The organism is Streptosporangium brasiliense (genome assembly GCF_030811595.1).
GTDB lineage: Bacteria > Actinomycetota > Actinomycetes > Streptosporangiales > Streptosporangiaceae > Streptosporangium > Streptosporangium brasiliense.
Window position 1 is genome coordinate 1,164,272 of the sequence record NZ_JAUSRB010000002.1, and the last position, 15,203, is coordinate 1,179,474.

14 protein-coding genes and 1 pseudogene are annotated in these 15,203 nt (G+C 70.2%); 8 read left to right on the plus strand and 7 right to left on the minus strand.

Annotation, left to right across the window (positions count from 1 at the left end; translation table 11 throughout):
• Positions 1–139 precede the first annotated feature (139 nt).
• The 5 genes from J2S55_RS13870 to proC all read right to left on the minus strand — a co-directional run bounded on the left by J2S55_RS13870 (position 140) and on the right by proC (position 5,084).
• Entirely contained in the window at positions 140–343 is a 204-nt protein-coding gene (locus tag J2S55_RS13870; RefSeq protein WP_012887307.1) for a helix-turn-helix domain-containing protein, read from the minus strand.
• A gap of 322 nt (positions 344–665) precedes the next feature.
• On the minus strand, positions 666–1,454 hold the full coding sequence (locus J2S55_RS13875; protein ID WP_306875412.1) for a phosphatase: 789 nt from the start codon (positions 1,452–1,454) through the stop codon (positions 666–668).
• A gap of 91 nt (positions 1,455–1,545) precedes the next feature.
• On the minus strand, positions 1,546–2,709 hold the full coding sequence (locus J2S55_RS13880) for an acetoin utilization protein AcuC (RefSeq protein WP_306860522.1): 1,164 nt from the start codon (positions 2,707–2,709) through the stop codon (positions 1,546–1,548).
• A 269-nt stretch (positions 2,710–2,978) separates the two neighbouring features.
• Positions 2,979–4,217, minus strand: coding sequence for an MFS transporter (locus tag J2S55_RS13885; protein ID WP_306860524.1), 1,239 nt, complete (start codon positions 4,215–4,217; stop codon positions 2,979–2,981).
• A gap of 72 nt (positions 4,218–4,289) precedes the next feature.
• Positions 4,290–5,084, minus strand: a complete 795-nt coding sequence (gene proC / locus J2S55_RS13890) for a pyrroline-5-carboxylate reductase (protein WP_306860526.1) — start codon at positions 5,082–5,084, stop codon at positions 4,290–4,292.
• A 126-nt stretch (positions 5,085–5,210) separates the two neighbouring features.
• Here proC and J2S55_RS13895 point away from each other — a divergent pair, with 126 nt between their 5' ends.
• Genes J2S55_RS13895 through J2S55_RS13905 form a run of 3 tightly spaced genes read left to right on the plus strand, consistent with a single transcriptional unit; the run spans position 5,211 to position 6,353 of the window.
• Complete coding sequence (locus J2S55_RS13895; RefSeq protein WP_306860528.1) at positions 5,211–5,444, plus strand: type II toxin-antitoxin system VapB family antitoxin; 234 nt, start codon at positions 5,211–5,213, stop codon at positions 5,442–5,444.
• On the plus strand, positions 5,441–5,851 hold the full coding sequence (locus J2S55_RS13900) for a PIN domain nuclease (protein ID WP_306860530.1): 411 nt from the start codon (positions 5,441–5,443) through the stop codon (positions 5,849–5,851). The genes J2S55_RS13895 and J2S55_RS13900 overlap by 4 nt, the downstream gene beginning before the upstream one ends.
• A gap of 37 nt (positions 5,852–5,888) precedes the next feature.
• A complete protein-coding gene (locus J2S55_RS13905; RefSeq protein ID WP_306860532.1) occupies positions 5,889–6,353 on the plus strand; it encodes a hypothetical protein in 465 nt (154 codons plus the stop codon).
• A 50-nt stretch (positions 6,354–6,403) separates the two neighbouring features.
• Here the strand turns inward: J2S55_RS13905 and J2S55_RS13910 are convergent, their stop codons facing one another.
• Entirely contained in the window at positions 6,404–7,525 is a 1,122-nt protein-coding gene (locus J2S55_RS13910) for a CU044_5270 family protein (RefSeq protein WP_306860534.1), read from the minus strand.
• Positions 7,518–8,105, minus strand: coding sequence for an RNA polymerase sigma factor (locus J2S55_RS13915; RefSeq protein WP_306860536.1), 588 nt, complete (start codon positions 8,103–8,105; stop codon positions 7,518–7,520). Before J2S55_RS13915 ends, J2S55_RS13910 begins: the two co-directional genes overlap by 8 nt.
• Before the next feature lie 204 nt (positions 8,106–8,309).
• Between J2S55_RS13915 and dnaK the strand changes: the two genes are divergently transcribed.
• The 5 genes and pseudogenes from dnaK to clpB all read left to right on the plus strand — a co-directional run bounded on the left by dnaK (position 8,310) and on the right by clpB (position 15,109).
• Complete coding sequence (dnaK, locus tag J2S55_RS13920) at positions 8,310–10,181, plus strand: molecular chaperone DnaK (protein WP_306860538.1); 1,872 nt, start codon at positions 8,310–8,312, stop codon at positions 10,179–10,181.
• 28 nt (positions 10,182–10,209) lie between these two features.
• A complete protein-coding gene (gene grpE / locus J2S55_RS13925) occupies positions 10,210–10,791 on the plus strand; it encodes a nucleotide exchange factor GrpE (RefSeq protein ID WP_306860540.1) in 582 nt (193 codons plus the stop codon).
• A gap of 27 nt (positions 10,792–10,818) precedes the next feature.
• The gene (gene dnaJ / locus J2S55_RS13930) at positions 10,819–12,009 is read left to right on the plus strand and encodes a molecular chaperone DnaJ (protein WP_306860542.1); all 1,191 of its coding nucleotides are present in this window, start codon (positions 10,819–10,821) and stop codon (positions 12,007–12,009) included.
• 2 nt (positions 12,010–12,011) lie between these two features.
• Positions 12,012–12,264, plus strand: a pseudogene (locus tag J2S55_RS13935) (heat shock protein transcriptional repressor HspR); the annotation flags it as partial.
• Between the two features lie 262 nt (positions 12,265–12,526).
• Positions 12,527–15,109 carry an ATP-dependent chaperone ClpB gene (gene clpB, locus J2S55_RS13940; protein WP_306860544.1) on the plus strand — a complete coding sequence of 861 codons (2,583 nt, stop codon included), beginning with the start codon at positions 12,527–12,529 and terminating at the stop codon, positions 15,107–15,109.
• The last annotated feature ends 94 nt before the right edge of the window (positions 15,110–15,203 follow it).

Consider the following 15,203-nt stretch of genomic DNA (forward strand, 5'->3'; position numbering starts at 1 on the left):
AAGCATGGGTCCTCCGCCGCCGGTCCGGCCGGTCCGGCCGGGAGACTCCGGCCCGCTGGTCGCCCGCCGTTCCGCGCTGGCCACGCGGCCGGCCGGCTCCTCACCGGTCACCCCGCCCGTCGCCCGGGGCCCGCCCGCTTCAACCCGCCTCGATGTAGGCATCCCTGAGATAGTCGTGCACCGCCTGCTCCGGCACTCGGAAGGATCGACCGACCCGGATGGCCGGCAGCTCGCCCGAATGCACGAGTCGGTACACAGTCATCTTGGACACCCTCATGACTGTGGCCACTTCGGCCACCGTCAGGAACTTCACCTCGCTGAGAGGTCTTTCGCCTGCACCCATCGGACGCCTCTTCCGCACGTGTTTCCGGGTTATCCCCACTGGTGCCATTGCTCACGCACGTGTACTGCCGTCAGCGTAAGTCGGGACTCCGGGTGCGCAAACCCCCTACTTTCTCAGTCTCCGCAGCCCCATGTCAGCGAAATGGAGAAACTCGCTGGCCAGCAGCCGGACCGTGCCCCTCGCCTCGATCTTGGAACGGACCAACTGTCTCTTATTAGAGTCGCCCACAATCATCAAAAAGTTGGCAAACGGTCGGCGAGCACCACGGAATGCAGGCGCGAAAAGCCCGTATAGGGATGGCCCATTTTGCGCAACCCCCGTCTCAGAGGGCTCGCACGACCCTCTCGACCAGATGGCGTGTCAGCGGATCGTAATATCTTGGTAGCACGTTGTCATCGAGCGGGACGGTCACGGCGATCTTGCCTTCCGCCTCCCCGACGAAGAGCGCGGGGTCGTTGCTGTCGGCGAAGCCGACGGTGAGGACGCCCGCCTCGCCGGCCGCGCCGGCCCAGCCGTGGTCGGCGATCACCAGATCGGGGCGGTCGGCGCCGAGCTCATCGAGCATGGCCCGCATCGGGGCCGCGTCGTGGGTGTGCACGAAGGCGCCCCGGTCGGCCAGCATGGCGACGTCGTCCATGTAGCGGATCTCACGCTTGCGGCCGAACCCGGCGCTCCAGTAGGACCAGCCCTCGGCCGGGCCCAGCAGGGTCGCGCCGTGCTCGCGCGCCAGCCTGGCCAGGGCCATGTGGATGGTGAGCAGGCCGGTGGGGTGGCCGGTGGCGAAGAGGATCCGGGGAGCGCCGGTCCGGAGCACGCCGGCGATCGTGTCGCCCATCGCCTCGACCGCGCCGATCGTGCGGTCCGGGTCGATGGTGTCCTGGCCCTCGTAGTGGTCCGGGTCGGCCACCACCCCGGCGGACTTGGCCATCAGCGCCAGCACGTCGCGGTAGGACCAGTGGCCCTCCGGCGTCAGCCCGAACATGTGGTGCGGGTCCCGGTTGGCCAGCGACCTGTAGTGATCGAGGTTGTTCTCCCGGCTCGTCGCCACGTCGCCGGCGATCCGGGTGCGGATCAGGTGCTCGCGGAGGTCGTCTCGTGTCAACGGCGACACCGTGCGTCGTGGTCCGGGCGCTGTCAAACTGTGACCTCCTCCGTCACTCGCTCCGCACTCCCCGTCCGGCCGGTGGGCGTGTCCGCCGGCGTCACGGGAGGGGATCCAGCCCGTGGAAGGGGAACACGGCCTTCCTGGTCGCCATGATGGCCCGGTCGATCGGGTCTGCTGGATCATAACCAGCGGAGAAATCACTAAATTCCGGATCTCTGCCATCGGTCAGCGACAGCGGCGGCGTCTGCCTGGTCCGCTCCCTGACCAGCCGCCGCCACGCCTGCGGGGTGGCGGTCGCCGGGGCGAGGGGGTGTCCGGAGACCTCGGCGATCAGATGGGTCCACGCCCGGGGCACCACCTGCACCAGCTCGTATCCCCCGCCGCCGGTCACGACCCACCGGCCGCCCGCCGTCTCGTGGGCCAGCGCGTGCAGCGCGGCGTAGGCGGTGCGCTGGCCGTCCAGGCTGAGCATCATGTGGGCCAGCGGGTCCAGCGCGTGGCTGTCGCAGCCGTGCTGGGTGACCAGGATCTCCGGGGCGAACTCCCGCAGCAGCGGCGGCACCACCGCGTGGAAGGCCCTCAGCCAGCCGCTGTCGCCGCAGCCGGCCGGCAGCGCCACGTTGACCGCGCTGCCCTCCGCCCCGGTCTCCTCGGGGAAGCCCGTGCCCGGGAAGAGGGTGCGGGGGCTCTCGTGCAGGCTGACGGTGAGGACCCTGGGGTCGTCGTGGAACAGCGCCTGGACGCCGTCCCCGTGATGGACGTCCACGTCCACGTAGGCGACCCTGGAGGCCCCCTGCGCCAGCAGCCAGCCGATCGCCACCGCGGGGTCGTTGTACACGCAGAACCCGCTCGCGGTGGCGGCCATGGCGTGGTGCAGCCCGCCCGCGATGTTCACCGCGTGCTCGGCCTCGCCCGTCCACACCGCGCGGGCCGCGGCCAGGCTCGCGCCGGTGATCAGCGCGGAGGCCTCGTGCACCCCGGTGAAGGCGGGGTTGTCCTCGCTGCCGAGCCCGTGGGCCATGTCGGGCCGCCCGGTCGCGGAGACCCGCTTGACGGCCTCGATGTAGTCACGCTTGTGGACCAGCGCCAGCTCGTCGTCGGTGGCGGGGGCACAGCCGGCCACCTCGACCGCGTCCAGCACGCCGAGCTCCCTGGCCAGTGCCATGGTCAGCTCGACCCGCACGGGCGCGAGCGGGTGGCCGGGGCCGAAGTCGTAGGAGGTGAGCGCGTCGTCCCAGACGACCCGAACGGACCGGCTCATGCGCCCTCCCTGTCTGATCGCGACGCTACGCGTCGCGGCGCGCTCGCTGGTCGATCTCCCACCCCGGCCGACGTTACCGCACCGATGAGCGGACGGGTTTACACGGCTGTCGCGGAGGAGAAGGCGGTTTTCATCTGAGCGAAATATCCAGTCTTATTCCGATTAATCACACGGCTTCACGGAGATCCGTCCCCTTCACGGAAGTACGACTCCGCGGAAGTACAGCTCCGCGGAAGTACGGCGTGCCGTACCTCCGGATGCCGGGCCGGTCAGGCCGGCACCACCCGGCGCAGGCCCCGGACCGCGGGCACCAGCAGCAGGGCGGCGCAGCCGGCGACCGCGACGGCCGCGGACACGATCAGCAGCTCCGGCGCCCCGACCACCCCCGCCACCGGCCCGGCGAGCACCTGGCCGATCGGGACGAAGAGGGTCGATCCGGCGACCTCGTAGGCAGTGACGCGGTTGAGCGCCTCCGGCGGCACCTGGGTCTGCACGCTCGTGGCCCACATGACCGACCAGAACGCCCAGCCCGCGCCGCCGATCACGTGCGCGGCCATCAGGACCGCCAGCGGCGCCCCGGCGGCGATGGACAGCGGCTCCAGCCCGAAGCCGAACAGGCCGACCGCCCCGGCCATCAGCGGCCGGACCGGGCGCATCCGCATCGCGATCAGGCCGCCGACGACGGTGCCCGCCCCGGAGGCGGACATGACCAGGCCGTAGGCGGCCTCGTCGAGCCGCCCGGTGATGAGCACCGAGCCCAGCGGGATCATCGGGCCGAACAGGGTGACGCCGAAGACCGCCCAGACCAGGATCACCGACCACATCCAGGTCCTGGAGCGGAACTCCCGCCAGCCGCCGCGCAGGTTGCGCCACATCGAGTCCTCGGCCGCGGGCGCCGCGACCGTCGGCAGGCGGAGCAGGAGCAGGCAGGTCGCACTGATCGCGAACCCGGCCGCGTCGATCGCGAAGACGGCCCCCACCCCGGAGAACCCGACGATGGCGCCCGCGACGCCCGGTCCGGCCAGCATCATGATCGACTCGGAGACGCGCAGGGTGGCGTTGGCCCGCTGCACGTCGGCGGCCACCCGCGGGACCGTGCTGGATACGCCGGGCTGGTACATCGCCGCGGCGACGCCGTTGACCGCGGAGACGGCCAGGATCTGCCAGAGCTGCGGCCGGTCGAAGATGAACAGCGCCGCGCCGGCCCCCTGGGTCATCACCCGGACGGTGTCGGCGCCGATCATCATGCGCCGCGGCGTGAACCGGTCGGCGAACACCCCGCCGAACAGGATGAGCACCGCGAAGGGCGCCATCCACGCGGCCAGCGCCAGCCCGACGCCGGTGGTGCCGTAGCCGAGCCCGCCCACGCCGACCGCCGTCGCGAACGGGATCATCGCGGCCCCGAGCATGGAGACGGACCGCGCGGTGAAGAACAGCGCGAAACTCCGTGACCAGACCGCAGGCCCCGCCTGTCCCCGCCGATCACCGGTCTGTACGGCCTGCGCCACGATCGCCTCATTCCCGCCGGAGTCCTGCGGGAATTATGCATTATTAAGGAAAGTTTCCTAAAAGACGGGTGATCAGCCCCCGGCGAGCTGGCGGCTGCGGTCCCTGGCGGCCTCGATGGCGGCCAGGAAGGCGGCGCGGACGCTGTGCCTCTCCAGCTCGGCGATGGCCGCGATGGTGGTGCCCCCCGGGGAGGTGACGGCCTCGCGCAGGATCACCGGGTGCTCCCCGGAGTCGCGGAGCATGATGGCCGCGCCGACGATCGACTGGGTGACCATGTCGAGGGCCGCGGTGCGGGGCATGCCGAGCAGGATGCCCGCGTCGACCATGGCCTCGACGAGATAGAAGAAGTAGGCCGGGCCGCTGCCGGACAGGGCGGTGGCGGCGTCCTGCTGCGTCTCGGGGATGCGCAGCACCTTGCCGACCGGCTTGAGCAGGTCCTCGGCCCGCCTGAGGTGCTCCTCCGAGGCGTGGGCGCCCGCCGAGATCACGCTCATCGCCTCGTCCACCAGGACCGGTGTGTTGGACATGACCCGGACCACCGGGATGTCGGCGCCGAGCCGCGACTCCACGAACGAGGTGGTGATGCCCGCAGCCGCCGAGATCACCAGCCGGTCGGCCGGGACGTGCGCCGCGATCTCGGCCAGCAGGGACCCCATGTCCTGCGGCTTGACCGCGAGGATGATCGTGTCGGCGCCCTTGGCGGCCTCGGCGTTGGAGACCACCTGCACGCCGTAGCGCTCCCTGAGGGCCGCGGCCCGCTCGGCACGCCGCGCGGTCGCCATCACGTCACCCGGCCTGAACCCGGCCCGGAGCAGCCCCGACAGCAGCGCCTCGCCCATCTTTCCGGTTCCCAGAATCGCGATCATGTCAGCGCACCTTGCCTGAGGAGAAGTGGTTGACCAGCCTATGGGATCCACCCACGCGGACCCCGGCAGCCGCCTATGGTGGCGATATACAATGCATTTAGTGGTAACCAACATTGGAGGGGTGGAGTGACCGTCACCCAGATCGACATAGACGACGAAGCTCTCGCCGAAGCCATGAGGATGCTGGGCACCTCGACGAAGAAGGACACCGTGAACGCGGCCCTGCGCGAATACGTCGCCCGGGTCAAGCGGATCGAAGCGCTGGAGAAGCTGGCGGCCCGTGCGGAACGGGGTGAGTTCGACGAGGCGATGAAGGCTCGGCAGGCGGCCAAGGTGGCGCGGCGGCAGTTCCTCTCTTGATCCGCTATCTCGCCGACACCTCGGCCATCTGGCACCTGCTGCGCACCCCCGAGACCCGAGACGCCTGGTCCGACCGGATCGCATCCGGGGTGCTGAGCATCTGCGAACCGACCAGGACGGAGTTCCTCTACTCGGCGACCGGTCCCGCACATCGCGACGATCTGGAGGCCGAGCTGGAGGCCCTGTGCAAGTCCGTCCCGGTCCCCAAGGCCGCATGGCGCTGGGTGGAGAACGCCCAGTACAAACTCACCCAGAAAGGGCAGCACCGTTCCGCCGGACCGATCGACCTGCTGCTGTGCGCGACGGCCGTGCACCACGGGTTGACCGTGCTGCACATCGACGACGACTTCGTCACCGTCTCGATGGTCATGACCGAGGTCCTGCAGCGCGACGTCCGGATGCACTGAACCGGGCCGGGGCCCGGTCCGTTGTAAGGGTATGCGTATGATCGCGACCTCTCTTCTGGCCGGAAGCCTGCTGCTGGCCGTGGGCTGCGGCGCCGAACACAACGCCGGCGCCGTCACCGGTGCCGCGACCACCGGCGCGGGCCCTTCCAGGCCGGTGGCCCACACGGTGGCCCCCCGGGTCGAGCCCTCCCAGGGCCCCCGGGCGACCAGGCCCCAGGGCCACACCGTCAACCCCCGCAAGGTGCGGTGGCTGACGGCGAAGCCGTCCAAGGACGGCCGGAGCCTGCGGATCACCTGGTGGTCCGGGGTGGAGCCGTGCACCGTGCTCGACCGTGTGAGCGTCAAGGAGACCTCCAAGCGGGTGACCGTCACCCTCTGGGAGGGCCCGAGCGCCAAGGCCCGGAACATGGCCTGCATCGCCATCGCCGTCCAGAAGGTGACGACCGTCAAGCTCAAGGCCCCCCTCGGCGATCGCAAGGTCGTCGACGGCGCCAAGCCCTGACCTGTGCCCGCCACGGCTCCCGCCGCGCGGCGGGAGCCGTGGCGGAGGGGTCAGCGGCAGGTGACGCCGGCCTTCAGCCGGCAGCCCGAGGGAAGCTTGGGCCGCTCATCGGTCCAACCCATCTTGTCGATGACCCTGTAGATCATCACGGTGCCCTTCGGGACCCCGCCTTCCGCGGCCGTCGTGACCATTCTCAGGGCCATGCCCTCACCGGTCCGAGGATCGAGGAGGATTTCCTGCTTGGTCGGCACCCCGCGGGTGCCCACTTGGGCACGGCTCGCGCCGAGGCCGACGGCGACGGCGGGGCGGCCCAGCGGATCGTTGTCCTCCCGTGCCGTCCTGGCCTCGGGCTCTTCCGCGTACAGGCGCAGCAACGCCGCCCGGAGTCCGGGAGGGGCCGGCATGACCGCCAGATCGAACATGGCCTGCTGGAGGAATGTCTCCCCGGGATGTGTGATGCCCTGCTTCTGCAAGTCCTTGCGGTAGCCCTCAAGGCGCTCCCGCAGCCGCGCCGGATCGGTCGGGAGGGCGTCCAGCTCGGCGACGGTGAGGCCGGCCATGCCGATGTCGGTGATCTTGTCCATGATCCGGTACTGACGTGGCGACGGCTTGTCGGTGAGGATGGGACAGCCGGGAGAAGAGTCCTCGCACGCGAACGGGTTCCAGCGCCTGGGCGAGCCCTGCTTCCGCCAGATCTTCTCGTCCCCCGGTGTGTCCGGCCCGGTGCCGGATGACTCCTTCGCCTCGACGTACAGGTCTCCCGGCTCCCGCGGGGTCCACTGGACCGTGTTCTTTCTGAACGCGATCCAGTAGCGCGCGGATTCCTTGCCGACCGGATAGCGGCTGACGTTGGTCGCCTGGAGACGCCAGTAGGCGCCGGTCCCGGACGGCAGCTTCTCCACCCTGTCGGCGAGTTCCAGGAGCAGTTGCCCACCGGTCTTCGGTGTCCCCAGCGCCGGGGGTGACGCCGGCGCCAGAAGGGTCGCGGCCAGCGCGACTGCGGTGATGACGGCGGTGGTGGCCATGGAGGCTCCAATGATCAGTGTCCAGGTGGGGTGACGGCGGCGCCGTACCTCATGAGTGGTCAGGCGGGCGCGGGCGCGGGCGACGGCCTCGGGTGTCGGCGGCGGCGCGTCCGGCAGGGCGGACGCCAGCAGGGTGATCTCATCCATCGGCGGCCTCCAGTGGGTTGACGTCGCCCAGTGCCCTGCGGAGCTGCTTGCGGGCGCGGTTCAGCCGGGACGCCACGGTCCCGTAGGGAATGTCCAGCGCGGCCGCCACCTCGGCGTGGGCGAGCCCGCCGAGCGCGACGAGCAGGACGACGTCGCGGTCGCGCTTGGCCAGGCCGGCCAGCGCCCCCGCGAGCCGGCCGGTCACCTGCCCGGCGACGACCCTGACGGCCACGGCGTTCTCGTGGCTGTCCACATGACCTGCCGCCTCGATACGGCTGAGCGCCTTCCAGCGGCGTACCTCGCTCCGCCGGTGTCTGGCCAGCAGGTTGGTGGCGATGCCGTACAGCCAGGGCCGGACGCCGCCCCGCTCGGCGTCGAAGCGGTCGCGGTCGCGGAAGGCCACGAGGAAGGTCTCGGCCGCGATGTCGTCGGCGGCGTCGGTGTCCAGGCGCCGGGCGACGTAGCGGTGGATCTCGGCGAAGTGGGCGTCGAAGACCCGGTCGAAGTCGTCGCGCGGCGACCACTCGCCGGCCCCGGCCCCGGGCCCGAGCCCGAGCCCGAGATCGGGGGAGCCGATCACGTCTCGGCCCCCGGACCGGGATCAGTGGGAGCGATCATGCGTGCTCCTTCGTTGGAGACAGGGAACGCCTCCTGTTTCCCGGAAGGCGGGAATGCTTTCACGCCCCACAGGGTTGAGCGACATAGACTCAAGTCGTTTGACAAACCTCGTGCGAGGTTCCACTATGAGTCTGACCGACTCAACTTTGACTACAAGGACGTACTCATGGCACGTGCGGTAGGTATCGACCTGGGGACGACCAACTCCGTCGTCTCGATCCTCGAGGGCGGTGAGCCCACCGTCATCGCCAACGCGCAGGGCTCGCGGACCACGCCGTCCGTGGTCGCCTTCGCCAAGAACGGCGAGGTCCTCGTCGGTGAGGTCGCCAAGCGGCAGGCCGTCACCAACGTGGACCGCACGATCCGCTCGGTCAAGCGCGAGATGGGCACCAACTGGTCCGTCGAGATCGACGGCAAGAAGTTCTCCCCGCAGCAGATCAGCGCCTTCGTCCTGCAGAAGCTCAAGCAGGACGCCGAGGCCTACCTGGGCGAGAAGATCACCGACGCGGTGATCACCGTCCCGGCCTACTTCAACGACGCCCAGCGCCAGGCGACGCAGGAAGCCGGCACCATCGCCGGCCTCAACGTCCTGCGCATCATCAACGAGCCCACCGCGGCGGCGCTCGCCTACGGCCTGGACAAGGAGAAGGACGAGACCATCCTCGTCTTCGACCTCGGCGGCGGCACCTTCGACGTGTCCCTGCTCGACGTCGGCCAGGAGGACGGCCACGGCTTCGTCGAGGTCAAGGCCACCAGCGGCGACAACCACCTCGGTGGTGACGACTGGGACCAGCGCGTCGTCGACGAGCTCGCGACCCGGTTCAAGAACGCCCACGGCGTGGACCTGACCAAGGACAAGATGGCCCTCCAGCGCCTGCGCGAGGCGGCGGAGAAGGCCAAGATCGAGCTCTCCAGCCAGTCGGAGACCTCCGTCAACCTCCCCTACATCACCGCCTCGGCCGAGGGCCCCCTCCACCTGGAGGAGAAGCTCACCCGCGCCGAGTTCCAGCGGATCACCGCCGACCTGCTCGAGCGGACCAAGGGCCCGTTCAACCAGGTCATCAAGGACGCCGGCATCAAGGTCTCCGACATCGCCCACGTGGTGCTCGTCGGCGGCTCGACCCGCATGCCCGCGGTCGCCGAGCTCGTCAAGGAGCTGACCGGCGGCAAGGAGCCCAACAAGGGCGTCAACCCGGACGAGGTCGTGGCCATCGGCGCCGCCCTCCAGGCCGGTGTGCTCAAGGGTGAGGTCAAGGACGTCCTGCTGCTCGACGTGACCCCGCTGTCGCTGGGCATCGAGACCAAGGGCGGCATCTTCACCAAGATCATTGAGCGCAACACCACGATCCCGACCAAGCGCTCGGAGGTCTTCACCACGGCCGAGGACAACCAGCCGTCGGTGCAGATCCAGGTCTACCAGGGCGAGCGCGAGATCGCCGCCTACAACAAGAAGCTGGCCACCTTCGAGCTGACCGGCATCGCCCCGGCGCCGCGCGGCATCCCGCAGATCGAGGTCACCTTCGACATCGACGCCAACGGCATCGTCAACGTCTCCGCCAAGGACCTCGGCACCGGCAAGGAGCAGACGATGACGATCACCGGCGGCTCCGCGCTGCCGAAGGACGACATCGAGCGCATGATGCGCGAGGCCGAGTCCTACGCCGAAGAGGACAAGAAGCGCCGCGAGGACGCCGAGACGCGCAACAACGCCGACTCGCTCGTCTACCAGACCGAGAAGTTCCTCGGCGAGAACGCCGAGAAGGTCCCGGACGACATCAAGACCGAGGTCAACGAGGCGCTCGCCGAGCTCAAGAAGACGCTTGAGGGCACCGACTCGGCCGAGATCCGCACCGCGGCCGAGAAGCTCGCCACCGTCAGCCAGAAGATGGGCTCGGCGATCTACGCCCAGTCCCAGGGCTCCGAGGCTCAGGCCGGCGCCGCCGGCGCCGACGACGCGGCCGGCCAGAAGGCCGACGAGGACGTGGTCGAGGCCGAGATCGTGGACGACGAGCCGAAGCGCGAAGACGGCAAGAAGTGACGGCGGGAGAGCCGAGGGGAGCGCGAGCGTGAACACGCGTGAGAACGGTTCCGCGGAGGAGCCGGTGATCCGCGACAACCGCAAGATCGACCCGGAGACGGGCGAGGTCCGCGAGGCGGTCAAGGAGCAGGCCGGACAGCCTGCTCCGGCCGCCGACCTCGCCTCGGTCGAGCTGGCCACCCAGCTCGCCGAGCGCACCGCGGACCTGCAGCGCCTCCAGGCGGAGTATTCCAACTACCGCAAGCGGGTCGAGCGGGACCGGAGCGCGGTCAAGGAGCAGGCGGTGGCCGGCGTGCTGGCCGAGCTGCTGCCGGTCCTCGACGACATCGGCCGGGCCCGTGACCACGGAGAGCTCACCGGCGGCTTCGCCAAGGTGAGCGAGTCGCTGGAGGCGGCCACCGGGAAGCTGGGACTGAGTGCCTTCGGCACCAAGGGCGAGCCTTTCGACCCGACGGTGCACGAGGCGCTCCTGCACAGCTACTCCCCCGACGTCACCGAGCCGACCTGCGTGGAGATCCTGCAGTCCGGTTACCGGATCGGCGAGCGTGTGCTCCGCCCGGCGCGGGTCGCGGTCGCCGAGCCCGAAGAGTCCACCTCGAACGACAACTGACACCCCCTCTTTGAGAAGGAACGGAAGATGAGCACCAAGGACTACCTGGAGAAGGACTACTACGCCGTCCTTGGTGTGCCCAAGACCGCCACCGCCGAAGAGATCAAGAAGGCATACCGGAAGCTGGCCAGGCAGTACCACCCGGATGCCAACCAGGGCAGCACGGAGACCGAGGCCAAGTTCAAGGAGGTCTCCGAGGCCTACGACATCCTGTCCGACACCAAGCGCCGCAAGGAGTACGACGAGGCGCGGACGCTGTTCGGATCGGGACTCGGCGGTTACGCGGGAGCCGGGGGGGCTTCCCGCGGGGGCGGGTTCCCCTTCGACCTGGGGGACCTGTTCGGCGGCACCAACCAGCAGCAGGGCGGCGCCGGGGAGCGCATCGGCGACATCTTCGGCGGCCTGTTCAACCGGGGCTCCGCCGGCCGCACCGGCGGGACGACCAGCACCAGGGCACGGCGCGGCCAGGACATCGAGTCGGAGGTCACGCTCTCGTTCGGCGAGGCCGTGGACGGCGCCACCGTCTCGCTCCGGCTCACCAGCTCCTCGGCGTGCACGGCGTGCAGCGGCACCGGCGCCAAGGCCGGGACCACCCCGCGGGTCTGCCCGACCTGCGAGGGCACCGGCGCGGCCAGCCGTAACCTGGGCAACTTCGCCTTCTCCGAGCCGTGCCGCGACTGCAAGGGCCGCGGCCTGCTGGTGGACGACCCGTGCCCGGTGTGCGAGGGGAGCGGGCGGGGCAGGAGCACCCGCACGATCCAGGCGCGCATCCCGGCCGGGGTCGGCGACGGCCAGCGCATCAAGCTCAAGGGCAAGGGCGCGCCCGGCGAGAACGGCGGGCCGGCCGGTGACCTGTACGTCCAGATCCACGTCAAGTCGCACCCGGTCTTCGGCCGGACCGGCGAGAACCTGACGATCACCGTTCCGGTCACCTTCACCGAGGCGGCGCTCGGCGCCGAGATCAAGGTGCCGATCCTCAAGGGAATGCCGGTCACCCTGCGCATCCCCGAGGGGACCCCGAACGGCCGCACCTTCCGGGTGCGGGGCAGGGGCGTGCCCCGCAAGGACGGCACCAAGGGCGACCTGCTCGCCACGGTCGAGGTCCTGGTGCCCCAGCAGCTCGAGGACAAGGCGCGCAACGCTCTGGAGGAGTTCCGCGACGCCACGGCGGGCGGTGACCCGCGGGCCGACCTCATCCAACAGGCCAGAAGCGAGTAGCCATGGAAGCCAACTACTTCGATCTGTCGGACGACACCCCCGTCTACGTGATCTCGGTGGCCGCGCAGCTGTCGGGTCTGCATCCGCAGACCCTCCGGCAGTACGACCGCCTCGGCCTGGTCAGTCCGGGCCGCACGTCAGGACGCGGGCGGCTCTACTCCACCCGTGACATCGTGATGCTCCGCGAGGTCCAGCGGCTCTCCCAGGAGGAGGGCATCAACCTCGCGGGCATCAAACGCATCCTGGCGCTGGAGACCGAGGCCCTGCGCCTGCGCGACGAGAACCACCGGCTGCGCGCGGAGATGACCATGATCCGCGCACTGATCCAGTACCAACTGCCACCCGCCTGAGTCACGGAGGCTCGGGGGGCGAGCCGCGACGCTCAGCGTCGCAACCGACACGCGAGGGCGCGTCGGTGACCTTCACCTGCGGAGCGCGGGGGCCAGGCGGACCCGCGACCGGTGAGGGCACCGGTCATCGGCGCCTCAGCCGCCGAACGGAGTGAGGGCAGACAACCATGGACTACAAGCTCACCCAGAAGAGCCAGGAGGCGGTCTCCTCCGCCATCAGGCGCGCCGCCGCCGAGGGCAACCCGGAGGTCGCCCCGGCTCACCTGTTCACCTCGCTGCTCGGCCAGACCGGCGGCACCGCCATACCCCTGCTGGAGGCCGTCGGCGCCGACTGGAAGCAGCTGCGCACCGAGGCCGAGCGGCAGCTCGCCACCCTGCCCAAGGCGCAGGGCGCCACGGTCAGCGCCCCGTCGAGCTCGCGGCAGCTGCTCACCGCGCTGAACACCGCCGCCCAGCGCGCCCGCCGGCTGGAGGACGAATACGTCTCCACCGAGCACCTGCTGGTCGGCCTCGCCACCGACGGCGGCCCGATCGCCGAGCTGCTCAAGTCCCGCGGCGCCACCCCCAACGCCCTGCTCGACGCCTTCGAGAAAGTGCGCGGGCACGCCCGGGTGACCAGCGAGACGCCCGAGGACACCTACCAGGCGCTGGAGAAATACGGCGTCGACCTGACCGAGCGGGCCAGGGCCGGCAAGCTGGACCCGGTGATCGGCCGTGACTCGGAGATCCGCAGGGTCATCCAGGTGCTCAGCCGGCGGACCAAGAACAACCCGGTGCTCATCGGGGAGCCCGGGGTCGGCAAGACCGCCGTGGTGGAGGGCCTGGCCCAGCGGATCGTCGCCGGCGATGTCCCCTCCAGCCTGCGCGACAAGCGCCTCGTCGCGCTGGACCTGGGCGCGATGGTCGCCGGGGCGAAATACCGCGGCGAGTTCGAAGAGCGCCTCAAGGCCGTGCTCAGCGAGATCAAGGAGAGCAACGGCCAGGTCGTCACCTTCATCGACGAGCTGCACACCATGGTCGGCGCGGGTGCCGCCGAGGGCGCGATGGACGCGGGCAACATGCTCAAGCCCATGCTTGCCCGGGGCGAGCTGCGGATGATCGGCGCGACGACGCTCGACGAATACCGCGAGCGCATCGAGAAGGACCCCGCGCTGGAGCGGCGCTTCCAGCAGGTCTACGTGGGCGAGCCCACGGTCGAGGACACCATCGCGATCCTGCGCGGCCTCAAGGGCCGCTACGAGGCGCACCACCAGGTCCAGATCGCCGACAGCGCGCTGGTGGCCGCCGCCGCCCTCTCCGACCGCTACATCACCTCCCGGTTCCTGCCGGACAAGGCGATCGACCTCATCGACGAGGCCGCCTCCCGGCTCCGCATGGAGATCGACTCCCGCCCGGTGGAGATCGACCAGCTCCAGCGGAACGTCGACCGGATGAAGATGGAGGAGCTCGCGCTCGCCAAGGAGACCGACGAGGGCAGCATCCAGCGGCTGGAGCGGCTCCGCAAGGAGCTCGCCGACCGGCAGGAGGAGCTCAACGCGCTGGTCGGGCGCTGGGAGCGGGAGAAGGCCGGGCTCAACCGGGTCGGCGACCTGAAGAAGAAGCTCGACGAGGTGCGCGGCGCCGCCGAACGGGCGCAGCGCGACGGCGACTTCGAGGCCGCCTCCCGGCTGATGTACGCCGAGGTGCCCAAGCTGGAGGCCGAGCTGGCCGAGGCCAGCGCGGCCGCCCAGCCGGAGGACCCGATGGTCAAGGAGGAGGTGGGCCCGGACGACATCGCCCAGGTCATCTCCTCCTGGACCGGCATCCCCTCGGGACGCCTGCTGGAGGGAGAGACCGCCAAGCTGCTCCGCATGGAGGAGGAGCTGGGCAGGCGCCTGATCGGCCAGAAGGAGGCCGTCCAGGCGGTCTCCGACGCCGTACGGCGGGCACGCGCGGGCATCTCCGACCCGGACCGGCCGACCGGCAGCTTCCTGTTCCTCGGCCCCACCGGCGTCGGCAAGACCGAGCTGGCCAAGTCGCTGGCCGACTTCCTGTTCGACGACGAGCGGGCGATGGTCCGCATCGACATGAGCGAATACGGCGAGAAGCACAGCGTGGCGCGCCTGGTCGGGGCCCCGCCCGGCTACATCGGCTACGAGGAGGGCGGCCAGCTCACCGAGGCCGTGCGGCGCAGGCCGTACACCGTGGTGCTGCTGGACGAGGTCGAGAAGGCCCACCCCGAGGTCTTCGACATCCTGCTCCAGGTGCTCGACGACGGGCGGCTCACCGACGGGCAGGGCCGGACCGTCGACTTCCGCAACGTCATCCTGATCCTCACCTCCAACATCGGCTCCCAATACCTCGTGGACCCGGCGCTGGAGAACGGTGCCAAGCGCGAGGCCGTGATGAACGCGGTCAGGAGTTCCTTCAAGCCGGAGTTCCTCAACCGGCTCGACGAGGTGATCCTGTTCGACGCGCTCGGCGTGGAGGAGCTGTCCAGGATCGTGGACCTGCAGGTGACGCACCTGGCCAGACGGCTGGCCGACCGGCGGCTCACGCTGACGGTGACCCCGGCCGCGCGCGACTGGCTGGCGCTGACGGGCTACGACCCGCTGTACGGCGCCCGGCCGCTGCGCCGCCTCGTCCAGTCGTCGATCGGCGACAAGCTGGCCAAGGAGGTGCTCTCCGGCGAGGTCCAGGACGGCGACGAGGTCCTGGTCGACCTCGACAAGGCGAACGACACCCTGGAGATCGGCCCGGTGAGGGCCTGACTGCACCGTCCGGGTAAGGGCTTGACCAGCATTGGGTTAAGCCCACCCCTCGGCAGACCCCCGATGTTACCTTCGGCAGTCGTCGGACTACCGA